Genomic DNA, 21,627 nt, shown 5'->3' on the forward strand with positions numbered 1-21,627 from the left:
CTGAATCGTGCCGCCTTGCTCTAAGAGGCATTTTGGCGGCTTTAATGCCAATGCCGTTCTGTTCTGCTCTGTGGCTAGGACCACGCATTTCGTCATCAAGACAGGTACTCTCAGATTCCGCGCCGGGGGTGCGAGATACCCGACATGGAACCGTCTGAGGAAAGGGCGGGGTTGCTGGCACCACGTGTACCCCCTCCCCACCCAAGGTCTTGCAGCCAGCTATTGAAGCGTCGGCGATGATGGTGGCGATGCCGCCGCCGCTATCGCTGCCGCCCCTATCCCTGGTATATTATATGTGGAGCAATTATCGCTCCCGACGGCACCCCCGATTTCGTCGGGGCGGGGTGAAGTTTCGCACCCGTCGGCATATCCCTCGGGCAACATTTTCAGACCTACAGGTCCGCTTTTCAGACCCGTCTGGTCCGATTTTCCGACACGGAATTTTGGCTTGAGTACGATCAACCTCATGAAGTCCTTGGTTGCCAAAGCATCGCGATATCCGTGCATCGTCAGAATCCACACGGTCGCCAACGCAACCTTGTTGTCGAACGATCCACGTACCCGCGCCTTGATGAATCCCTTGGCTTCCAGTTCCCGGAAATACTTGGCGACGGTGCCATGAGAACGGATGTTAAGCCTCTCGGCAGCGTCGCGTTGGGAGAGGTAGAGTTCTCCGTTGTTCGAACCGTTGTACATGGACATCAGTTCGACCAACAACGCCCGAGCGGTCGCTGAGAGGCTGCGATATGCGGGCGAGTGCAGCATCCACAAAGGAAGCATGACGAAGGGATGGCCGTTCTTGTTACGGCCAGTTTGATTGATTTTTCCCACAGGAATTCACTCCGAAAAATATCGGCGGTGCCTACTGCCGAGTTGAAAGGAGAGGCTGTTGCCCGGCGACACTGTGCCGCAATCGGGCGGACGTAACGCCAATCAGTGCAGTTGGCTTACATCCTCGGTCGTGCTGATCCGCTCCTGATTGCTAATCCACCGCTCCAGTGCATCGGCACGGTAGCGGATCGCCTTGCCCAGCTTGGCGTAGGGCGGGCCATCGCCTCGTACCCGCGCCTTGTTCAGGTAGCTTTGCGAGACGGACAGGTGGCGAGCGGCATCAGCCACCGTCAGCAACCCGCCTGAAGCGGAGCCAGCAATGCGATCGATATCGGTATGTTGAGACATGCAGTCGGCCTTTCGAAAAAGACCTCCACACGAAGGAACGCATGGAGGACGCTTTACGGATCCATCCACGCATCATCATTATAACGCCATTTTGGATGATGTGAGATATTTTTTTCTGGTGTCGGATGGACGTGATAGCGCAGCGCTGGATTCGGCGATGCCGTAGATGTGGGGAGAGGATGTCCATGCAGCGGTTAAGCTGGATTGGTGTGGTACTGACCATGCCTTGCGCCTACCCGGCTGCGGCCGACATTCCGCTGCGTTTCCGTACAGTCGCCATCAGGGAACTCCCCCCTCAGGTGCGCCAGGTAGCGCTGTTGCACCATGCAATTTCTGCCAGGAGATTTTCGGAGAAGCCGGACGAGCCGCCCTCTGCCTCAGTATACTGGCTATTGCTTTCGCAGCGCATGATATCGCCGCACGTCTGTCTGCGCGAAGTTGCAGGCACCTTCGAAGGTGACCCGCCCCCTTTAAGATCGCAACTGGAAATGGTGCGTGCCGCTCGCTGTCCACCCCAACTCGACGACAACGGTGTCACCGTCGGACGAGAACTCGCTCCAACGCCAGAACAGTTCGTGGAAATGGATAACTTCGCGTCCGAACTCATCAAAAGCAAAGGTCGCCTGTTCTCGATCCTCCCTTGGAATCGATGCGATAGCGGCACCATGGCGAAGTGGTTTAGAGATTCCATGATCCGCCGCCCGCAATGGACTCCACGATTATCGTCGGCGGTCGTTCTAGACGGCTGGCTAGGAACCAAGCGATACAACATGACGATCGATGGCAATTTCGCAATTAACGCGGTTAAACTTCCAGGTTTGAAGATGCGCGTCGTGAACTGCTATACGTTCGTGAATTAGTTGACCCGACCGCGACTAACCGGAGAACATGTGAACTCCATAGATCCAGGGCGTCCCGCTTCTCACGTTCGTAATCGTGTCGCTGATACCTTGTTCCCGCCCCAAAGTTGACGATCCGGCCCTGCACGGCCTCGATCACCTCGCGAGGCACATTGAGACGCTGTAGGCCGGTTGCAACGCTTCTGCGGAGGTCATGCAGCCTCCAGGGCAGAACCTCCTGTATGGCCCCTTCCTGAGCGATTATCAGGGCCACCTGCGCGTCCAGCTTATCCTTCCACTTCGACCAGTTCGAAATCGGCTGGTTGCCACGCGCGGTGAAGACGTAATCGCCTTCGAAATCGGGAGCGGAATCGATAACCTCAAGCATGGCATCGGTGAGCGGCACCGTCTGAACCTTGCCTTGCTTGGTCCGCTCGGCCGGTATGGTCCACAGGACGGCAGCACCGTCGATCTCCGACCGCAACATCCCGGCCACCTCGCCCCTGCGTTGGCCGCTCAAGATCAACATCCGAACCATCGCGCCATAGGCATGGTCCAGCTTGAGGGATGCCCGCCAGACCAAAACAATTTCCTCGTCGGTCAGGAATCGCGCGCGCGCCTCATAGCCTTGCGGGAGGTCGAGATTATCCATCGGCGAAATGACAAGGTCGCCCCGCTTCACCGCCCAGCGAAACATCTTGCGCATCACATCGCTGAGGTTACGTGGCGTCTCCCCGCGCGCCTGCAAGCCGTCGAAGAACTGCGTGATTTCCCGCTTTGTCAGGTCGGGCAGCGATTTCCGTCCGAAGTGCGGCACCGCCTTGGACCGCAGTAGGCGCGTTGCCTCCTTCAGGAAGCCGGGCCAATTCTCAGGCAGGTACTTTTCTATGAAGAACTCGACATATTTGTCGAACCGCAGGTTTACGGCCGCGTATTGCGCCTCGACCATGGCCGCCTTCGGGTTGATACCGCGCTTCGCGCTGATGGCATGCGTCTCCGCTATCTTGCGGGCATTATCGGGCGTCATCGCAGAACCGCTCGGCCCAATGGTGATCCGCTGCACCGACATTGCCCGGCCCCCAGCCATGCGATATTGGAAGATGTAGGTCTTCGCTCCCTTCGGCGTCACCTTCAGGCCGAATCCGGTCAGGTCGGTATCCCAGAGGATATAATCCTTCTCTCCGGGCAGGGCGGCATCAACGCGCGTCTTGGTCAACTTCTGCTGCGGCATATCTCTATCCAGTAATCACGTAGCAATCACCATAGAGGAAATATCGTCCAAAATTGGCCAACGCAACCTACCATGAAATGGCTGTTTCCCGCACATTTTCGGCGCATGGGCCATTTTCAGGAAATCACAGAACATTCGGACCTTCTGGTTTGCACCAGGGGGTCGCAGGTTCGAATCCTGTCTCCCCGACCATTTTCAATGCGCGGCGCCGCGCGCGACCAGCCAACGGACGAGTGATAGGGAACGCCGGGCAGCGCGCTCATATTGGACGCGCGGACCACCGTGACGCAGCAGGTTGATCGCCGGTGGAGAAAGGCGATTGGTCGTCATTCGCCCGGGGTGATGGACCGGTCCAAGCCTTTGGACAAACTCGATCCCAGCTGGTGCGGCCATGCGACGCAGCGGATCGGCTTGATCAGACCGCGAACCGCCCGTTGAAGGCGAATTCCTCCAGCGGCTTGCGATCACTCGGCACCTCGCGCCCCCGAAGCGCTTCGGGCAGGATCGACTTATCCGCGATCCGCCCGATGGCGATGGCCGCTTCGATCCGGAACCGTTCGGGAATGTCCAGCTCGGCCTGCGCGCGCTCGAAATCCAGGCCGGTCATGCCATGCGCATGATAGCCGAGCCTGGTTGCTTGCAGCGCGAGCAGCGCCCATGCCGCACCGGTGTCGAAGCTGTGGCTGCGGGACGGGTTCGGATCGGCCGCTCTCGGCGACTGAATGAGCGTATCCGACAGCGCGATGACGAGGACAGCCGCCCGCTCGGCCCATGCCTGGTTGAAGGGGAGCAGCACGTCGAGGAATCTCGCCCAATCGGCGCCGTCGCGATGGGAATAGAGAAAGCGCCATGGCTGATAGTTGAATGCCGAGGGCGCCCAGCGCGCCGCCTCGAACATGATGTCGAGATCGGCCTGCGGGAGCGGGCTGGCGTCGAACGCGCGAGGCGACCAACGATCGAGAAACAGGTGTTCGACCGAAGCCGAAGCGGTCCGGAATGAGGTGTTCATCAATGTGTCACGCGCTGGGGGGCCGGGTCGACCATCAGGAGTCCGCATTCTTGGGCGATGCGCCGGACAGACGCCATTGAGATTTGCTCAACGGCCTTTAGCAATGCTCAACCCTCCGCCGCCGACATACCAAAAACCCCGAAAATCTGAGAAAAATCGGTGCCCATAATTAGAAGTCATAGTGGCAAAGCAAATCTCTATTGAATCAGTAGTGATTATACCGATCCTGAACGGCAAGCACCAAACAGCGAGCCGAAGGGGTCTACATTGAAGTCTAATCAAACCGCGTCCGCGTTCTTTTGCTCAGCCCGGCGCCGGATGCTCGCCGCCACGGCGATCGGCCTCATCGGCGCTTCGGCCGCCCACGCCGAAGACGCGGCCGACGCCGAAGTCAGCGAGATCACCGTCACCGCCCGCTATCGTACCGAGAGCGTGCAGAAGGTGCCGATCGGAATCACGACTCTGACGAACACCCAGCTCTCGAATCAGGGCGTCAGCTCTCTGAAGCAGGTCGTCCAGCAGCTTCCGAGCCTCAACATCCAGGGCTTCAGCGGCCGCAACCAGACCATCACGATCCGCGGCATCGGCACCAACGCGGGCGGCACCAATGACGGCCTCGAACAGGGCGTCGGCCTCTATGTCGATGGCGTCTATCGGCCGCGGACCGGCTCGGTGATCACCGACCTGCTCGAGGTCGACAACATCCAGCTGCTGCGGGGACCGCAAGGCACGTTATTCGGCAAGAACACGGTTGCCGGCGCGATCGACATCAAGACGCGGGAGCCCAGCTTCGATCCGGAAGCACGCCTCGAACTCACCTACGGCAACTACAACCAGCTCCGCGCCTATGGCAGCATCGACGCGGCGCTGAACGACGAGGTCGCGTTCCGCTTCAGCTATCTGCGCAGCCAGCGCGACGGAATCATCTACAACACGACGTACCGCAAAGACTGGGACAATCAGGACAACCATGCGGGGAAGTTCGATCTGCTCTACAAGCCGACCGACAGCTTCAAGTTCCGGTTCATCGCCGATTACAGCATCCAGAAGGGCGATATGGGCTTCCAAACGGTCGGCGAGGTGCTGCCGACCGTGCTGGGCAATGGCACCGAGGTCCGCGGCTTCTATCGGCGTGCGGCGGACGTCGGCTACACGCCAATCGCCGTTCGCCCCTTCGACCGCGCGACCGACATCGACAGCTCGCAATATGACAAGATGCCGAGTTGGGGCCTGCAGGGCAAAGCCGACTGGGATGTCGGCCCGGTCACGCTGACCTCGATCACCGCCTATCGCAACTGGAAGTGGATTCCCAACTACGACGGCGACCAGATCGGTGCGAACGTCGTCGTCAACGCGGTCGTCGCGACGCACCAGCAGCAGTTCAGCCAGGAGGTGCGCGTTGCGTCCAACGGCGAGCGCGCGATCGATTACACCGCCGGCCTCTATTTCTTCTGGCAGGAAGCGAACGACCGCCAAATCCAGCTCTATGGCCGAGATGCTTCGGCCTGGCTCATCACACCGAACACGCCGACCGCGCCGGTCACCACGATCCCATCCGCGGCGCTTAACGGCCTGGTCGCCTCCGCCCATGTCGTGCCCGCGACCTACAGCTATGCCGCCTACGGCCAAGCGACCTGGCATATCTCGCCGGTCTTCCGGATCACCGGCGGGCTCCGCTTCACCTATGAACACAAGACCGGCCTGTACGATGCGACCGCAGCGGGGGACGTCGCTCCGATCAGCAGCTTCGATCCTGCGATCCAGGCGACGATCGTTGCACGGCGCGCGGCCCTGGCCCCGAGCCGCCGCTATACGGCGTCGAAAAACACCAACAACCTGTCCGGCACGCTAATCGCCGCCTATGACCTGGACCAGAACGTCCACGCCTATGCGTCCTATTCGCGGGGCTATAAGTCGCCGGGCATCAATCTGGTGAATCTCGCCCCCGGCATCGATATCTTCGTCAAGCCGGAAAAGGTCGACAATTATGAGCTGGGCCTGAAAAGCCGCCTGTTCGGCGGAGCGGCAGAAGTCAACGTCGCACTGTTCTGGACCGACGTCAGCAACTATCAGGCGAATTTCGTCAACACCCAGGTCACGCCGGCCGTCAGCTACATCACCAATGTCGGCAATCTGCGCTCGCGTGGCGTCGAGGTCGACGCCCGTGCCACTCCGCTCGAGGGGCTGAGCCTAGGGGTCGCGGGGACCTATAACGACGCGAAATATCGCAGCTATCGCAACGCGCCGGCGCAATATCTGAACAGCTATCTCGGCGTGATTGACCTTTCCGGCCGCCCCGCCTCCGGCGCCCCGAAATGGTCCGTGACCGGCAATGCCGAATATGTCCACGCCGCCGGACCGGTGGAGATCTACGGCGGCGGCGACGTCAGCTACCGTTCGGGCTTCTACGCGGCGGTGAACCTCGATCCCTTCTCGCGCGTGCCAGGCTACACGCTCGTCGGCCTGCACGGCGGCGTGCGCAATCCAGACAGCCGCTGGGACGTGTCGCTGTGGGTCCGCAACCTGTTCAACAAGGATTATTTCAACACCAGGTCGGTGAGCGCCCAATTTGGTGTGGTCCTGGCGCAGCTCGGCGAGCCGCGCATGTACGGCCTCACCCTGAAGGGGCGCTTGTGAGCCGCAGATTGGCGAAATGGAGGCTGATCCTGCTCGCCACCCTGCTGCCGGTGGCCGGCTGCGGCGCTTCGAGCGATACCCATCTGGCGCGCGTGCGCTGGGCATTTTTCATGCCCACCTCCTGGGACCCGGTGACGAGCCGCACCGGCGCCGACATCAACACGATCAGTCTCGCTTATGCGTCGCTCACCAGGCTGGACAAGCATGGTGAGCCCCAGCCCGCGCTCGCCAAGTCATGGCATTATGCCGACGGCGGGCGGACGCTGACGTTCGACCTACGGCCCGGCCTCACCTTCACCGACGGCACGCCGCTCGATGCCGCGGCGGTGAAGACGTTCTTCGAGCGCGGCAAGGCCCAGAAGGACAGCTTCCTGAAGGCGGAGCTGAAGGGGGTAGAGCGGATCACCGCCGACACGCCCACCCGCGTAACTCTCCACCTCAGCGAACCCGACTATCAGCTTCCCTATGTGATGGCGGGCAGGGTCGGCGCGATCGCGAGCCCGAGCGCCGCCCGCGATACGGCCAAGCTGGCGCTTTGGCCGGTCGGAGCCGGCCCCTTCCGGATGGTCGAGTTCGTGCCGGAATCCCACGCCTATCTCGAGAAGAACCCCGGCTATTGGGATGCGGCCAACATCCATATCGACCGGCTCGAGCTGACCAACAGCCCCGATGCCGCCACGGTTGTGGCGGCCCTGCTCTCCGGCTCGATCGACATCGTCGGCCGCATCCCTGCGCGAAAGGTGGAGGAGGCGAGGGCGCGCGGGCTCAACGTCGTGATAGCGCCGTCGCTGAGCGCGACCGACGTGTCGATCAATCGCAATAAGCCGCCGTTCGACGACCCCAAGGTGGTCGAGGCGTTCCGCTATGCCTTCGACCGGCAGGAGTTCGTCAATATCGCCACCGCCGGTGTCGCGAGCGCGACGCATCAGCCCTTTCCACCCCGCTATTTTGCCTTTCAGCCACAACTCGAAACCCGCTGGAAGCATGATCCGGCGCGCGCGCGCGCGCTGCTGCGCGAGGCCGGCTATCGGCCGGGACAGCTATCGGTGGAGATTGCCGCGAATCCGCTGCTCGTCGACGGCGGCGCCGAGATCGCGCAGGCGCAGCTTGCGAGGATCGGCGTGAACGCGACGATCCGGGTCGTGCCGCCCGGCTCATCGAGCTGGCAGAGCGAGGTCTACATCGCCAAGAAGCCGCAGATCGCGATCGACGGGACGATCGGGCGCGAATCGCCGGTCCAAAACCTCCTCTCGGTCTATGGCCCGGCCGGCATAATGAATCTGAGCGCACCTTACGCCTCGCCGGCTTTTCTGAAAGCTGTGGACAGAGTGCGGCGCACCCCGACGGACGATCCGAACTACCGGGCGCGGCTCGGCGAAGCGGTCGCCGAAGGCGTGGCCCAGTCGCCGACGAATTATCTGTACAGCACGCCCTGGATCGTCGCTGCCCGGCCCCGCTTGAAAAACCTCAACATCCTGCCCTCCCAGATTCGTTGGGAAGGAGTACGTGTCGAATGAGCACTGTCTTCGAAGAGCCCATCGCTGCCGCCGGCAACACCGTACAGCCTGGCATTGCGCGGAGCGGGCATGTCCCGCGCGTCACCGCGGCGCTGCGCTTCCTCTGGGCGACGCTGCTGGTCGCGGTCCCGATCTTCCTGGGAGCAACGCTGATAACCTTCCTGCTCGGCCATGCGAGCGGTCTCGATCCGGCCGCTGGCATTGCCGGCGACGCTGCCAGCCCCGAAGTGGTCGCGCGGATCCGCGCCCAGTTCGGCCTCGATCAGCCGGTGATCGTGCAATATCTCGCCTGGATGGCCGGGATCGTTCGCGGCGACTTCGGCACGTCATGGTTCAACGGCGTGCCGGTGCTGCGGCTGATTACCCAGCGGCTGCCGGTCAGCCTCTCGATAGCGGGCGCGGCGCTGCTGATCGGCGTCACGGTCGGCACGCTGCTGGGCATCGCCGCTGCGGTATGGCGCGGGCGGCTGATCGACCGCGCCGTCACCGGCTTCGCCTCGGTCGCCTCCGCATTGCCCCCCTTCGTGGTGGCGATCGTGCTCATTCTCGTCCTGAGCCTGTGGCTCAACCTTCTGCCCTCGGCCGGGTACATCCCCTTCTCGGACGACGCGGCGGGATGGCTGCGCGTGATCGCGATTCCGGCGATGGCACTCAGCGTCGACGTCATCGCCGATCTCGCCCGCCAGTTGCGGACCGGGCTCGTCACGGCCCTCTCGGAAAATTACGTCACCGGCGCAATAGTGCGCGGCCTTTCGCCGCGGCGCATCTTGTTCGTCCACGTGCTGCGCAACGGCGCCGGCGCCGCGCTGTCGATCCTGTCGGTGCGGATCCCGATGCTGATCGGCGCGTCGGTGGTCACCGAGACGATCTTCACCATGCCGGGCATCGGCAAGATGGCGGCAGATTCGGCGCTGCGCGGCGACGTTCCCGTGGTCGAAGGGACGCTGGCCGTCTCGATCGTGATCGTCCTGCTGTGCAGCATATTGGTCAACGCCCTGATCGCGGTGCTGCAGCCAGCAAGCCGGCGGAGAGGCTGAACATGAAAACCGGCTTTCTTCGCGGCAGATCGGCTTCTGTCGCCCTGGCGATCATCATCGCCGTGGCCATCTTGGCGGCGTTCGGCCACTGGCTTGCGCCGCAGGATCCCATCGCCCAGAACCCCTATGCCATGCTGCAAGGGCCGAGCGCCGCGCATTGGCTCGGCACCGATGCCTTCGGCCGCGATGTGCTAAGCCGGCTGCTGGCAGGCGCAAGCAGTTCGGTCCTGGCCAGCGTCTTTTCGGTCGTGATCGGGCTGGTCTTCGGGGTGGTGCCCGGCATGGTGTCGGTCTTCCTCGACCGGCGCATCGAGTGGCTGAGCCTGCGGTTCATCGACGCGCTGATGACCCTGCCCTTCCTTGTCTTCGCCATCGCGATGACGGCGATGCTCGGCAACGGGCTTATCCAGGCGATGTTCGCGGTCGGAATCCTCATCACCCCCGCTTTCTACCGCGTCAGCCGGGCCGCTACGCTATCCGTCGCCAATTCCGACTATATCGAGGCCGCCCGGCTAATGGGCGCATCGACCACATCGCTGATCCGGCGACACGTCGTCCGCAAGGTGCTGCCGCCGGTGGCGGTCGCGATCGCGTCGATGATGGGCGCCTGCCTGTCGATCGTCGCCTCGCTGACCTTCCTCGGCATCGGTGTCATGCCGCCTAATCCGACCTGGGGCGGCGTGCTCGCGACCGATCTCACGACCCTGTACGAACGTCCGCTGGGCCCGCTCGCGCCCGGCCTTCTTATCGTCGCGACGGTGTGGGCGCTCAACGCGCTCGCCGACGCGCTCCGCGACGCCGATGCCTGCCCCCAGGAGGTCCGGAAATGAACCAGCTCGCCACTATCCTGACCTTCCCCACACGCGGAGCGCGCCCTGTCGCGCCACCGGAGGATCCCACCGTGCTGCTGACCGTCGGGGATCTCGGCATTGCGGACGGCGGCGGGCGCGAACTGGTGCGCGGGGTGAGCTTCTCGGTGCCGAAGGGTGGCACGCTCGGCATCGTCGGCGAATCGGGAAGCGGCAAATCGCTGACCTGCCGCGCCATCCTCGGCCTTCTTCCCGATGGACTAAAGGTCAGGTCCGGCGCGATCCGCTATGGCGAACAGGATCTGGTCGGACTGCCGCCGCCTGGTTGGCGAGCGTTGCGCGGCGTCCATCTTGCGGCCGTGTTCCAGGATCCCGGATCCTATCTCAATCCTTCCATTCCGGTCGGCGCTCAGCTGGTCGAGGCTTTGCGGGCGACGCTCAAGCTCGATCGAGTGGCTGCGAAGGATCGTGCCATCACCCTGCTGAAACGGGTCGGTCTTGCCGAGGCGGAGGCCGTCTATCGCAAATATCCGTTCGAGCTGTCGGGCGGCATGGCCCAGCGGGTGTTGATCGCCATCGCGGTCAGCGCCAACCCGCAGCTTCTCATCGCGGACGAGGCCACGACCGCGCTCGATGCGATGGTGCAGGCCGAAGTGCTCAATCTGCTCGACGATCTGCGGCGTGAGCAGGGGCTGACGCTGATCCTGGTCTCGCACGACCTGGCCGTGGTGTCGAAGGTCTGCGATCATGTCGTCGTGATGCGCGACGGCGCGATCGTCGAGGCCGGGCCGGCGCGGACGGTTTTGAGCAATCCCGCCCATGACTATACGCGGAGCCTCATCGACAGCCATCACCGCTACAGCATCGACGACGGCGATCTGATCTCCCGACCGACCGCGGCGACAGCCGAGCCGCGGCGCGTGCCGGCGCTCCTTACGATCGACAGCCTGCACGCCAGCTATCGCCGATCCAGCCACCCGAGCTCCTCGGTGCTCCACGGCATCGACATCGAGCTGGACAAGGGCGAGATCCTCGGGCTGATCGGTGAAACCGGCTCGGGCAAGACCACGATCCTGCGGTCGATCCTCGGCCTGGTCACCCCGCAGTCGGGCACGATCAGTTTCCGGGGCAAGGAGATAAGCGGGCTGGGAGGTCGAGCGTTGCGCGCGCTACGCCTGTCAAGCGAGATACAATATGTCCATCAGGATCCCTTGCGCAGCCTGGATCCCGAGCTTCCGATCGGCGCATCCATCGCGGAAGGGCTGGATATCAAGGGCGAGCTCAGCCGCCGCGAGCGGGCCGAGCGGGTTGTGGCCACATTGGAGGCGGTCGGCCTCGATCCGGCACTCGCCGCCCGCCGCCCTCGCGACCTGTCCGGCGGTCAGCGGCAGCGGGCCGTCATCGCGCGCGCCCTCATCCTCGATCCGGCGATCCTGCTGCTCGACGAGCCGGTGAGCGCGCTCGATGCCGTCAGCCGCACCTATATGCTCGACCTGATGCGCTGCCTCGCGCGCGATCGGGGGATTGCCCAGATCTTCATCTCGCACGATCTGGGGTCGATCGCCGGCATCGCCGATCGCGTGGCAGTGCTCTACCAAGGCCGGATCGTCGAAAGCCGCCCGACCCACGAACTCATCGATCAGCCCGCCCATCCCTATACGCGGCGCCTGCTCGACTCCGTCCTGCGCCTCGAAGCCGATCGCCCGGCTGATGGGCGGCTCGCCGTGCCGACCAGCTGAAATCCTTGCATTTGATTGTCGGGGTTCAGAATTCCTCATAGGAGCGCCGAAGCAATCATATCCGGATCGATTTGAAATCGCATAGAAATTTCGTGGGAAGAGATCAGAAAGGACTCGGATCATGACGACGGCTTCTGCGACGACAATCGACCGAACGACCTTCTCGACATTCGTCCGGTTCAGCCGCTCATCGGCGCTGAGATCCACGGCATCGATATCAGCAAACCGCTCGATCCGGCCACGCGCGATGCGATCCGCGCGGCGGTCGTCAAACATAAGGTCGTTTTTTTCCGCGATCAGCAACTGGACAATGACGCCCAAACCCGCTTCGCGCGACAGTTCGGCACGCCCTATACGCATCCGAGCCCGAACCGGGATCAGAAGATCGCCTCGATCCACAAGATCGCGGCCGAGGATCTCAAGAAGTACGAAGTCCACGACTATGCGACGCGTGGCGACATCTATCATAGCGACACGAGCTGGCGGCTTGATCCGAGCTGGGGCGCGGTGCTCCGCGCGGTCAACCTGCCCGAGGTGGGTGGCGATACGATCTGGGTCGATGCGCACCAGGCCTATGAGGGCCTGTCCGACGAGCTGAAGGAGCGGCTGGAAAATCTCTACGTAACCCATGATTTTCGCCGTTTCCTGGTGCCGCTGGGCATCGACTATCCGATCGTCGCGCACAAGGTGGTGCGCACCCACCCGGAGTCGGGCCAGAAAATCCTCTGGGTGAACTCGACGCTCAATCCGCAGATCCTCGGCCTGGAGCTGGCGGAATCCCGGCGGCTCGTCGAGGAAATCGTCGATCTGTATAAGCGCCCCGAATATCAGGTGCGCTTCTCCTGGAAGGCGGGCTCGGTCGCCTTCTGGGACAATCGCGGCTCGCTGCACTATGCCGTCCGCAACTATGGAGACTATCCGCGCGTGATGGAGCGGATATTGATCGCCGACGAACCGATCTACGCCGAGATCTGATTGGCACACCCAGCGAATGAAAGGCTTGCGGCGCCGGCTTTCGGCTCGGCAAACGCTGTCGCCGGCAGAGCTTTACTGGCCCCAATTTTTTCCTCCTACATATAATCTACCGTTTTGGTAGATTTAATTATGCCCGTAAATCTGCCGACAAATGTGCTCCGGAGCTTCGTCGCGATCGTCGACACCGGATCGATGCTGCAAGCCGCCGATCGGGTGTTCGTCACCCAATCGGCGCTCAGCCTTCAGATCCGCAAGCTCGAGGAGTTGCTCCAGCAGAGCCTGTTCGTCCGCGATGGCCGCAGATTGTCGCTGACGCCCGCCGGCACGTTGATGCTCGATTATGCCCGCCGCGTGCTGGCCCTTCACGACGAAGCGGTCAGCGCAGTCGGCTCGGGCCAGTTCACCGGGCCGATCAGGATCGGCATGGTGCAGGATTTCGCCGAGGCCCTGCTCAGCGGCGTGCTTGCCCGCTTTGCCGAACTCCACCCCGATTCCCAGCTCTTCGCGCGCGTGGCGGGCACCAACGAGCTGCTTAGCCTGCTAGGGCGGGACGAGTTGGACATCATGATCGGTTATAGCGATGCCGGCGAAAGCGATGTCATCTCAAAGGCACCGATGATCTGGTATGGCGATGCCGCTCTGGCTGACCGCAAGGTGGTGCCGCTGGCGGTGCTCGAAAAGCCGTGCCGCTTCAGGGAAGCCGCCATAGCCAGTCTCGACGCCGCCGGCCGGCCCTGGCGCATCGCCATCGAGACCCCGAATCTGTCGACCTTGCGCGCGGCGGTCGAAGGAGGGCTCGGGCTCACCTGCCGCACGCCGCTGTTCCTGCCGGACGCCGAGCCGCTGCCGCTCGAGACGCTGCCGAAGCTGCCGGAGATCGGGTGTATCCTTCGCGGGACGAATGGCAGCCGCGCGACGCGCAGGCTGATGGCCCTGGCGCGCGAGCAGATCGCCGGCCGCAATCTCGCCTTATGAGTTGGACTGATGGATCGAACGCGCTTCTCGTTGGTCCCGGCAACCGCCCCCCGATAGCCTCGATCCGACATTCTCCACCGGCTTCGAGGGATAGGGACCATGGCGACCAATTCGACCAACGACAGCCTCGCGGCGCGTTTCGCGGCGCTCCAGAAGGAGCGCGAACGGAGCTGGTCGGCCAAGGATCTGGCGGAGAATCTCGCGCAGCGGCAGGCGCTGCTGGATGATTTCGACCCGCGCGCGACGGTGAAGCCCGGCGACATCGTCCCCGCGTTCGAGCTGGACGATACGCGCGGTGGAACTCTGTTCTCTGAAGAGCTGCTGACCAACGGCCCGGCCGTTCTGATCTTCGTCCGGTTTGCCGATTGTCCGGCGGATAATATCGCCTTGCCCTATTATGATCGGGCCTTGTCGGCTCCACTGCGCGCTGCGGCTGTCCCGCTGGTGGCGATCAGCCCGCAGCCTCCCGAAAAGCTCGACGCGATCCGCGTTCGTCATGGTCTCGACCTGACCGTCGCCACCGATCGCGACAATCGCCTCGCGCGCGCTCTGAGGCTGACCTTCACACCGCTGTCGACACCCGAGCCGCCGCCGCCTGGCTGGATCGGCGAGAAGGCGGGAACGGGCAGCTGGGAGCTGCCCCAGACCGCGGTCATCATCGTCGATCAAGAGTACCGGGTCCGGTTCGCTGCCGTCAGCCCTGACTGGCTCGACCGCGTCGAACCCGATGCGGTGCTTGCGGCCCTCAATCCCGTCCGCGCGCAGCCGGTGGAACGACGCAACCTCCGTTCGGCGCTTTCCTGACACCGATCTCGGGGCGCCCCACCATAATCTTCAAGGAGTGACATTCATGGCGAAACGACAGCTCAAGCTTGGCCTGGTCCCCACCGGCGTCGGCGGACCCGGCGAACATCATCGCTGGCTCGATCCCGAGATTCCGCTCGATGCGAGCGTGAACATCGACTGGTATATCGAAGTCACCCAGGCCGCCGAGACGGCCAAATTCGACCTGGTGTTCATCGTCGACAGCCAGTTCATCACGCCGCACTCGCCACCGCACTATCTGAACCGGCTCGAGCCGCTGACGCTGCTGTCGGCGCTGGCGGTCACGACCAAGCATATCGGCCTGATCGCGACCGCGACGACATCCTACAACGACCCCTACAATCTTGCCCGGCGCTTGGCGTCGCTCGATCTCATCAGCCGTGGCCGGGCGGGCTGGAATGTCGTGACGAGCGGCGACGCGGGCACCGCCGGCAATTACGGCAAGGACGAACATTATGATTATGACACGCGCTACGGCCGTGCGCATGAATATCTCGACGTGGCGCGCGGCCTGTGGCGCTCCTACGAGGATGGCGCCTTCGTCCGCGATCGCGAGACCGGGGTCTTCCTCGATCCGACCAAGCTCCATGCGCTCAACCACAAGGGACGGTTCTTCTCGGTCACCGGGCCGCTGAACATCGAGCGTTCGCCACAGGGCGAGCCCGTCATCTTCCAGGCCGGCGATAGCGAGCAGGGGCGCGATCTCGGTGCTGCCATCGCCGACGGCATCTTCACCCATGCACGATCGATCGAGCAGGGCCAGGCATTCTATGCCGACCTCAAGGGCAGGGCGGCGAAGCTCGGCCGCAACCCCGACGAGATCGTGATCCTGCCCGGCTTCACCGTCACGGTGGGCGACAATGACGACGACGCACGTGCGATTGAGCGCCATTACCGGGAACAGGATCATAGCTTCGAACGCGCGCTGGGCGAGCTCGGTCGCAGCTTCGGCTGGCACGATTTCCGCCAATATGACCTCGACGCGCCCTTCCCCGCCCAGGCGCTCGAGCTGGCGCACAACAGCTTCTTCACCCAGGCCAAGAAGATCACCGAGACGGCGGTGGCCAACGGCCTGACGCTCAGGCAGGTGGTGGAAGGTGGCCGCGCGCAACAGCGCAGCCCGTTCGTGGGCTCGGCCGAAACCGTGGCGAACGAGATCCAGCGCTGGTTCGAAGGGCGCGCCTTGGACGGCCTCAACATCCACGCCGGTCATCCGAGCCAGTTCCGCCGCTTCACGGCGGAAGTGGTGCCCATCCTGCAGGAGCGCGGCCTGTTCCGTACGGAATATGAGCACAGCACGCTGCGCGGCAATCTCGGCCTGCCGATCCCGACCAACAAGCGGACCGCTGCCGAGCCGGTCACGCCGATACGAGCCCTCGACAGCGCAGCAGCCTGAGGCGCACGGAAGGCAGCGGCCTCCCATATCGGCGGGGGCCGCTGCTTTTTAATCAGATCACGTAGAAGCCGTGGGTTGCGTCGCGTTCGAGTTGCTCGACCAGGCCATATTCCCAATCGAGATAGGCCTGCATCGCCTCGCGGGCATTGTCGGTCCCCTCATAAGGACGCTTGTAGCGATCGGCGACGGGAACCGGCGGAAGCGGATGATCGGCCCCGGTGTCCAGCCGCACCTGGAAGCTGTCGAGGACATAGACCTCCCATCCCATCTGCGCGAGCCAGGAGGCGGTCATGTCGGCTCGCGAGCCGAGGTCGTCGGCAAGTAATATCCGGGCACCGCGGACAGGAGCGGCCATATCGGTCTCCTGCACCAGCTGCCCCCCTGGATAATGGCGGAAGCCCGGGAGATGACCAGCCGCATATTCCTCTGCGGTGCGCACATCGAAGCGATAGAGCGTGCGGCGATGATCGGCGGCGAGAATCTCGGCATCGGCCGCGGACAAGCGACGCACCCCGGCGCGATAGGCAACTGCACGGGCCGCATCACGGGCACTGTCCGCATCGCCGCTCGGCGCATGGCGATCCGCGCCATGTTCGAGCGCCTGCCCCGCGAGCGACCAGCCGATGGTTCCGTTGCGCAGGGCGAACACCCGATTGCCGATGCCGGCATTGACCAGCGACTGCGCACCGATGATCGACCGGGTGCGCCCAGCACAGTTGACGATGATCGTGGTGTCAGGATCGGGCGCGACCGCCCCGGCCCGTAACACCAGTTCCGCGCCCGGGCTGCTCAGCGAGCCGGGGATGTTCATCGTCGCATATTCGATGGGGCGACGCGCATCGACGATGACGATATCGGCCTTCTCCTCGATCAGCGCGGCGACATCCTGCGCCGACAAGGACGGCGTGTGCCGCCGCGCCTCGACCAATTCGCCGAACGCCTTGGAGTAGGAATTGACATCCTCGAACAGTTCATAGCCCGTCTCCGCCCAGCCGCCGAGGCCGCCTTCCAGCGACGCGATGTTGGAATAGCCGAGCGCGCCGAGACTGGCGCGGGCCCCGTCCACCAATCCTTCGCCGTCATCATAGATCACGATCGGGATATCGCGTCGCGGCAGCCGAACCGGCGCCTCCAGCGCGATCCGGTCGGCCGCGAGATTGGCGGCGAACAGCGGATGGCCCGTTGCGAAAGCGGCCTCCGTTCGCAGGTCGAGCAAAGCGATTTCGCTGCGCAGAAGCAGCGCGCGCCGAACATCGGCGGGAGAGCAGGTCGGATTCAAATTCACCTCTTCAGATCAGGAGAGCAGGCGCCTCGGCATAGCCGGAGACGAAGGCCTTTTTCCGGCCGGTCTCGTCATAAACATGGCGGTGGACCATGCCGATGTCAGCGCCGTAGACGTGGATGCTGATCGATACGCGATCGTTATAGGCGTTCCGAACGCGATGGATGTCGCCGATCCGCGGAGATACCGCATCGACGGCGCCGGCGTCGAGCCGTTGCTTGGCCGCCGGCTCCAGGCCAGCTGCGCCCGGCGCGAAACTTTCGGCGATCTCAGCGCCGCGCAACACGCCGATAAGTCCCCATATGGTATGATCGTGGATGGGCGTATATTGCCCAGGTCCCCAGACGAAGCTGACGATCGAATAGCGCCCGGCGGGGTCGCCATATAGCCGATACTGACGGTAGCGTTCGCGATCCGGCGCGGCGTAGCTTGGCGGAAGCCAGTCGTCGCGGGCCACGAGCCTTGCGAGCGCCTTTCCGCCTTGAGCCAGGATCAGCGGTTCGTCGCCGGTGCGGACGATGCCGTCCAAGTTGCCGATAAACTGGCGCAAAGGGTCGAGCGAGGGCATAATGACGTCACACACCGAACTGTTCCAATAGCATATCCGAAAACCAGCATCCTGCCTGCCGTAGCTTGAGACCAATGAGAGTTCGGGGTCGATTATGAGAAACGCTCATGGGAACGCGGGCCGACGGAACACCACTCGTCAACCGGCTCGGGTGAGCCGTCATGTACCTTGAGCCGGTTGGCTGTCGGTACCAATCTTCTTGTCCCAACGAGAGCGTCTTGTTCGCATTTTGGGTCAACATGGACTGGCGAGCCGAACGGCAGGCCATCCGCAGCGTTTTTTTACTACCCGGGGTTTGGCTACTCGCAGTGTCCGCTGTCTGTTGGTAGTTGCGCAGGATGATAGACAGAGCGGGAGGGGAATTGTGAAGCGATATATCTCGGCACAGGCCGGATTGGGCGCATTGCTGTCCGTGCTGCTGGCGTCCGCGGCGGCACAGGGCGAAGCCGCCACATCCGGCGCTTCGGATCAAGGCGGCCTGGACGAGGTCGTCGTCACGGCGCGTCGTCAGACGGAGAACCTGCAAAAGGTTCCGCTTTCGGCGAGCGTGTTCGACAGCAGCTTGATCAAGCAGACCAACATGACGTCAATCAGGGATGTCCAATATGTTGCGCCGTCGCTGAACATAAGCTCCAACACGACGCGGAACTCCGACAACTATACCTTGCGCGGCCAGGGCACGACATATGGCACCGATCCGGCGGTCGTCGGTTATTTCGCCGAAGTCCCAATGCCCGGCGGCGGCGGCGGCTCGGGCATGCTTTTCGACCTCGCCGATATCCAGGTGCTGAATGGGCCTCAGGGAACGCTGTTCGGCCGCAACACGACTGGTGGCGCCATCCTGTTCGAACCGCAGCGCCCGACTGACAAGCTCGCCGGTTACGTCACGCTTGGATATGGCAACCACAACAACTTCCAGCAAGAAGCGGTCGTCAACATCCCGTTGGCGGAAGACAAGGTTCTGTTTCGCGCCGGCATGACCCATCGCACGCGCAATGGCTTTACCCGCGATGTCGGCACCGGCACGCGCTATGATAATATCAACTACCTCGCGGCACGCGCCTCGCTGCTTGTAAAGCCGGTCGACGGGATCGAGAACTATACCGTGGTCAATTACACGGACCGTGACGAGCATGGCGTCGGCACCAAATTGTCGCTTGTCAATCCGCTGGGTCCGGCCGCGTTCATCTTCGGGCAGGCCGCACAGGCCGCAGCCGACGAGCAGGCGGTGCTGGGTCCGCGCCGCACCCGCATGGGCGTGCCCCAGCAGGAGCAGCAGAAGGTGCTCACGATCGTCAATCGCACGACCGTCGGCTTGACCGAAACGATCGATCTCAAGAACATCGTCAGCTTCACCCGTTTCCGATCCAGCGTCACCTTCGACAATGACGGGTCGGTGCTCCCCCTCGTCGACTATTTCGAGACGCCGGCGTGGGGCGGGCCACAGAACAACGCCACGCCTGCGATCAACCAGTTCACCGACGAGCTTCAGCTTTCCGGCAAGACGACCGGCGGGATGCTGTCCTGGACGATCGGCGGCTACTACCAGCACAACCAGCCCAAGAACGAGCTTACTGCGCAGCGTATCTTCGGCGGGCCGGTCGTCCTGTCCAGGCTAGCCGACGAACTCACCAGCAAGGCCGTTTTCGGACAGGGCACGCTAGACTTCGGCACGCTGACACCGTCGCTCGCGAGCCTCAGGCTGACGCTCGGCTATCGTCATACGCATGACAGGCGCGAGGATTACACCGAGAGCTATCTACAGGCCGGCAACAGCTTCGAAGGCGGAGGGGCTTGCTCCTATCTGCCCGGAAGCTATCCGAACTGCCGATACGTCTTCGCGCCACGCAATTTTTCCGCGGACACCTACACCGCCGCCCTGAGCTACGAGCCCGTGAAGGACGTGCTGCTTTATGCAACCGCGCGGAGCGGCTTCAAGAGCGGCGGCTTCAACCTGATTGCGCCGCCGGCTTCGGCCGCGGCGAGCTTCGGTCCGGAGAAGGTCGACGACATCGAGCTCGGCGCCAAGGCCACGGTCTGGCTGGGCGACATCGAGCTGCGCACCTCAGTGGCCGGCTTCCGCGACAGATATAAGGACATCCAGCGCGCGTTGCCGGCCGATTTTGGCGGCGGGGTGGGCGTCTATGTCGTCAATGCGACAAATGCGACGATCAAGGGCATCGAGGTCCAAGCCGATGCCGCGCTGTCGCGCGAATTCAAGGTCGGCCTGAACTATTCTTATCTCGATGCCCATTATGGTGCGTTCATCAGTCCTCAGGGCGATTTTTCCGGAATGCGGCTGCCCTACACGCCCAAGCACAAGCTCGCGCTCAAGGCGGATTACCAGCATGAGCTGGGCGCCGAGATCGGCACCGTCGGGCTTCATGCGACCTATGCCTATCAGAGCAGCTACCGCAACCTGGATGCCTTCGATCCGGACATCGTGATCAAGGGCTACGGCTTGCTGAACCTGAGCGCGACCTGGAATGGTATCGGCGGGACACCGATCGACGCGACGATCTATGCCAACAACGTGACCGGCAAGCTCTACCGGATCGCCGCGGGCAATTATTATTACTCGCTCGGTTATACGACCAATGTTTTTGGCGAGCCGCGGATATTCGGCATCAATCTAAGCTATCATTTCTAGGCGACTTGATCGTTGCAGGTGAATGCAGCCCGGCAAGATGGACTGTCGCGGCGAAAGATGGCGCTGCAAGGCACCCGGGGCCACCTATGCTCCACGGGATGGGAGGAACTCAAAAAGGAATGGCCCCCGCTCCGGGGGCGGGGAGCGAGGGCCGACCTGACGTTCGTCACGCAGGCGGGGCGCGATTGATATCCTCGAGCAACAGGGGGGAATCCCGAGGACGATCGCGACCGCTGGAGGAGCATTAGGCTACACAACCTGTCGCCTGAATGAACGGCGCCGCTATTTTTGCGGCCCCTTCGGCCGCGGGTCGTCCCAATGGAACGTCCTGTCCGAAATCGGCACGCCGTAACGCTGATTCACCAGCCGCACCGTCGAACGGCCATTCTGCGCATCGAGCACCGTCCAACCCTGCAGGCTGAGCCCGCCCGGCCCGGCGCCGCGCGCAAAGGCGATGGTGATCGTGCCGAATTCGGGATGCTTGGAATCGCGCGCTTCGATCATTGTGATGCCCGGCATCGCCGACGGCACCGCGCGGGCGAAGCGGCCGATATCCTTGCGGGGATCGATCAGCACCGACAGCGGCGAATTGCCGACCGGCCAGCGCGACACCTGGCGCACCGAATAGTCGATCATCGTCAACGCGCTGCCATCGCCGACGATCAGCAGCGGCACGCCCTTCTGGTATTGGAAGCGGATCCGCCCGGGCTGCTTGAGACTGAGCGTGCCCGACAGCGATTTGCCGCTGCGGTCGGTCTGGACGAAATCGGCCGTCATCGTGCTGATGCCGCGCAGATGCGCGGACACCGCGGCCAGCGCCCCCCCCGTCTCGGCGGCGGCAGGCGCGGCGATGATCGCGAAGGGCATCAGGGACGCGAAGAGCGGGCGCATGCGGTTCCAATTCTGTCGTTGCAACCGCGCTTATGCCCAAGCCGGGGTGAATTGGGAATGAAGCGCGG

At 63.2% G+C, this 21,627-nt stretch carries 19 protein-coding genes; 11 read left to right on the top strand and 8 right to left on the bottom strand.

The features are described from left to right. Window positions 1-219: 219 nt before the first annotated feature. Both AC1DQK_RS18510 and AC1DQK_RS18515 read right to left on the bottom strand, forming a co-directional pair. The gene (locus tag AC1DQK_RS18510) at window positions 220-831 is read right to left on the bottom strand and encodes a hypothetical protein (RefSeq protein ID WP_477873224.1); all 612 of its coding nucleotides are present in this window, start codon (window positions 829-831) and stop codon (window positions 220-222) included. 102 nt (window positions 832-933) lie between these two features. Continuing rightward, a complete protein-coding gene (locus AC1DQK_RS18515; RefSeq protein ID WP_477873226.1) occupies window positions 934-1,179 on the bottom strand; it encodes a helix-turn-helix transcriptional regulator in 246 nt (81 codons plus the stop codon). A gap of 185 nt (window positions 1,180-1,364) precedes the next feature. On the opposite strand from AC1DQK_RS18515, the gene AC1DQK_RS18520 reads away from it, so the two are divergent. Continuing rightward, window positions 1,365-2,039: a hypothetical protein gene (locus tag AC1DQK_RS18520; protein ID WP_477873228.1), complete on the top strand. Its 675-nt coding sequence runs from the start codon at window positions 1,365-1,367 to the stop codon at window positions 2,037-2,039. Here the strand turns inward: AC1DQK_RS18520 and AC1DQK_RS18525 are convergent. The 3 genes from AC1DQK_RS18525 to AC1DQK_RS18535 all read right to left on the bottom strand — a co-directional run bounded on the left by AC1DQK_RS18525 (window position 1,984) and on the right by AC1DQK_RS18535 (window position 4,258). Then, complete coding sequence (locus AC1DQK_RS18525) at window positions 1,984-3,249, bottom strand: tyrosine-type recombinase/integrase (RefSeq protein WP_477873230.1); 1,266 nt, start codon at window positions 3,247-3,249, stop codon at window positions 1,984-1,986. The genes AC1DQK_RS18520 and AC1DQK_RS18525 overlap by 56 nt on opposite strands. Before the next feature lie 195 nt (window positions 3,250-3,444). After that, window positions 3,445-3,579: a hypothetical protein gene (locus AC1DQK_RS18530; RefSeq protein WP_477873232.1), complete on the bottom strand. Its 135-nt coding sequence runs from the start codon at window positions 3,577-3,579 to the stop codon at window positions 3,445-3,447. Window positions 3,580-3,664: 85 nt separating this feature from the next. Next, window positions 3,665-4,258, bottom strand: coding sequence for a nitroreductase family protein (locus AC1DQK_RS18535; RefSeq protein WP_477873234.1), 594 nt, complete (start codon window positions 4,256-4,258; stop codon window positions 3,665-3,667). A gap of 318 nt (window positions 4,259-4,576) precedes the next feature. Here AC1DQK_RS18535 and AC1DQK_RS18540 point away from each other — a divergent pair, with 318 nt between their 5' ends. The 9 genes from AC1DQK_RS18540 to AC1DQK_RS18580 all read left to right on the top strand — a co-directional run bounded on the left by AC1DQK_RS18540 (window position 4,577) and on the right by AC1DQK_RS18580 (window position 16,168). Then, entirely contained in the window at window positions 4,577-6,895 is a 2,319-nt protein-coding gene (locus tag AC1DQK_RS18540) for a TonB-dependent receptor (RefSeq protein WP_477873236.1), read from the top strand. Then, window positions 6,892-8,412 carry an ABC transporter substrate-binding protein gene (locus AC1DQK_RS18545; protein ID WP_477873238.1) on the top strand — a complete coding sequence of 507 codons (1,521 nt, stop codon included), beginning with the start codon at window positions 6,892-6,894 and terminating at the stop codon, window positions 8,410-8,412. The genes AC1DQK_RS18540 and AC1DQK_RS18545 overlap by 4 nt, the downstream gene beginning before the upstream one ends. Then, window positions 8,409-9,449: an ABC transporter permease gene (locus AC1DQK_RS18550; RefSeq protein WP_477873240.1), complete on the top strand. Its 1,041-nt coding sequence runs from the start codon at window positions 8,409-8,411 to the stop codon at window positions 9,447-9,449. Before AC1DQK_RS18545 ends, AC1DQK_RS18550 begins: the two co-directional genes overlap by 4 nt. A 2-nt stretch (window positions 9,450-9,451) precedes the next feature. Then, on the top strand, window positions 9,452-10,279 hold the full coding sequence (locus AC1DQK_RS18555) for an ABC transporter permease (protein ID WP_477873242.1): 828 nt from the start codon (window positions 9,452-9,454) through the stop codon (window positions 10,277-10,279). After that, entirely contained in the window at window positions 10,276-11,997 is a 1,722-nt protein-coding gene (gene nikE, locus AC1DQK_RS18560) for a nickel ABC transporter ATP-binding protein NikE (protein ID WP_477873244.1), read from the top strand. The genes AC1DQK_RS18555 and nikE overlap by 4 nt, the downstream gene beginning before the upstream one ends. Window positions 11,998-12,213: 216 nt before the next feature. Continuing rightward, entirely contained in the window at window positions 12,214-12,972 is a 759-nt protein-coding gene (locus tag AC1DQK_RS18565; RefSeq protein WP_477873278.1) for a TauD/TfdA dioxygenase family protein, read from the top strand. A 129-nt stretch (window positions 12,973-13,101) separates the two neighbouring features. Further along, complete coding sequence (locus tag AC1DQK_RS18570; RefSeq protein WP_477873246.1) at window positions 13,102-13,947, top strand: LysR substrate-binding domain-containing protein; 846 nt, start codon at window positions 13,102-13,104, stop codon at window positions 13,945-13,947. A 99-nt stretch (window positions 13,948-14,046) separates the two neighbouring features. Beyond that, entirely contained in the window at window positions 14,047-14,751 is a 705-nt protein-coding gene (locus AC1DQK_RS18575; RefSeq protein ID WP_477873248.1) for a peroxiredoxin-like family protein, read from the top strand. A 46-nt stretch (window positions 14,752-14,797) separates the two neighbouring features. Then, window positions 14,798-16,168 carry an LLM class flavin-dependent oxidoreductase gene (locus AC1DQK_RS18580; protein ID WP_477873250.1) on the top strand — a complete coding sequence of 457 codons (1,371 nt, stop codon included), beginning with the start codon at window positions 14,798-14,800 and terminating at the stop codon, window positions 16,166-16,168. 52 nt (window positions 16,169-16,220) lie between these two features. On the opposite strand, the gene AC1DQK_RS18585 is transcribed toward AC1DQK_RS18580, so the two are convergent. After that, entirely contained in the window at window positions 16,221-17,453 is a 1,233-nt protein-coding gene (locus AC1DQK_RS18585; protein ID WP_477873252.1) for a rhodanese-like domain-containing protein, read from the bottom strand. A gap of 4 nt (window positions 17,454-17,457) precedes the next feature. Further along, entirely contained in the window at window positions 17,458-18,033 is a 576-nt protein-coding gene (locus tag AC1DQK_RS18590) for a cysteine dioxygenase family protein (protein ID WP_477873254.1), read from the bottom strand. 349 nt (window positions 18,034-18,382) lie between these two features. Here AC1DQK_RS18590 and AC1DQK_RS18595 point away from each other — a divergent pair, with 349 nt between their 5' ends. Continuing rightward, the gene (locus AC1DQK_RS18595; protein WP_477873256.1) at window positions 18,383-20,668 is read left to right on the top strand and encodes a TonB-dependent receptor; all 2,286 of its coding nucleotides are present in this window, start codon (window positions 18,383-18,385) and stop codon (window positions 20,666-20,668) included. Between the two features lie 282 nt (window positions 20,669-20,950). Here the strand turns inward: AC1DQK_RS18595 and AC1DQK_RS18600 are convergent, their stop codons facing one another. Then, window positions 20,951-21,535, bottom strand: a complete 585-nt coding sequence (locus AC1DQK_RS18600; RefSeq protein ID WP_477873258.1) for a LolA family protein — start codon at window positions 21,533-21,535, stop codon at window positions 20,951-20,953. Window positions 21,536-21,627: the final 92 nt, after the last annotated feature.

This window comes from Rhizorhabdus sp. P4_G5 (genome assembly GCF_056401065.1).

Excerpts from the sequence above, each read along its gene's own strand:
- AC1DQK_RS18550 (WP_477873240.1), top strand. The coding sequence starts at position 8,409 with ATGAGCACTGTCTTCGAAGAGCCCATCGCTGCCGCCGGCAACACCGTA.
- AC1DQK_RS18575 (WP_477873248.1), top strand. The coding sequence starts at position 14,047 with ATGGCGACCAATTCGACCAACGACAGCCTCGCGGCGCGTTTCGCGGCG.
- AC1DQK_RS18530 (WP_477873232.1), bottom strand. The coding sequence starts at position 3,579 with ATGACGACCAATCGCCTTTCTCCACCGGCGATCAACCTGCTGCGTCAC.
- AC1DQK_RS18535 (WP_477873234.1), bottom strand. The coding sequence starts at position 4,258 with ATGAACACCTCATTCCGGACCGCTTCGGCTTCGGTCGAACACCTGTTT.
- AC1DQK_RS18555 (WP_477873242.1), top strand. The coding sequence starts at position 9,452 with ATGAAAACCGGCTTTCTTCGCGGCAGATCGGCTTCTGTCGCCCTGGCG.
- AC1DQK_RS18540 (WP_477873236.1), top strand. The coding sequence starts at position 4,577 with ATGCTCGCCGCCACGGCGATCGGCCTCATCGGCGCTTCGGCCGCCCAC.
- AC1DQK_RS18525 (WP_477873230.1), bottom strand. The coding sequence starts at position 3,249 with ATGCCGCAGCAGAAGTTGACCAAGACGCGCGTTGATGCCGCCCTGCCC.
- nikE (WP_477873244.1), top strand. The coding sequence starts at position 10,276 with ATGAACCAGCTCGCCACTATCCTGACCTTCCCCACACGCGGAGCGCGC.
- AC1DQK_RS18570 (WP_477873246.1), top strand. The coding sequence starts at position 13,102 with ATGCCCGTAAATCTGCCGACAAATGTGCTCCGGAGCTTCGTCGCGATC.
- AC1DQK_RS18520 (WP_477873228.1), top strand. The coding sequence starts at position 1,365 with ATGCAGCGGTTAAGCTGGATTGGTGTGGTACTGACCATGCCTTGCGCC.
- AC1DQK_RS18600 (WP_477873258.1), bottom strand. The coding sequence starts at position 21,535 with ATGCCCTTCGCGATCATCGCCGCGCCTGCCGCCGCCGAGACGGGGGGG.
- AC1DQK_RS18580 (WP_477873250.1), top strand. The coding sequence starts at position 14,798 with ATGGCGAAACGACAGCTCAAGCTTGGCCTGGTCCCCACCGGCGTCGGC.
- AC1DQK_RS18515 (WP_477873226.1), bottom strand. The coding sequence starts at position 1,179 with ATGTCTCAACATACCGATATCGATCGCATTGCTGGCTCCGCTTCAGGC.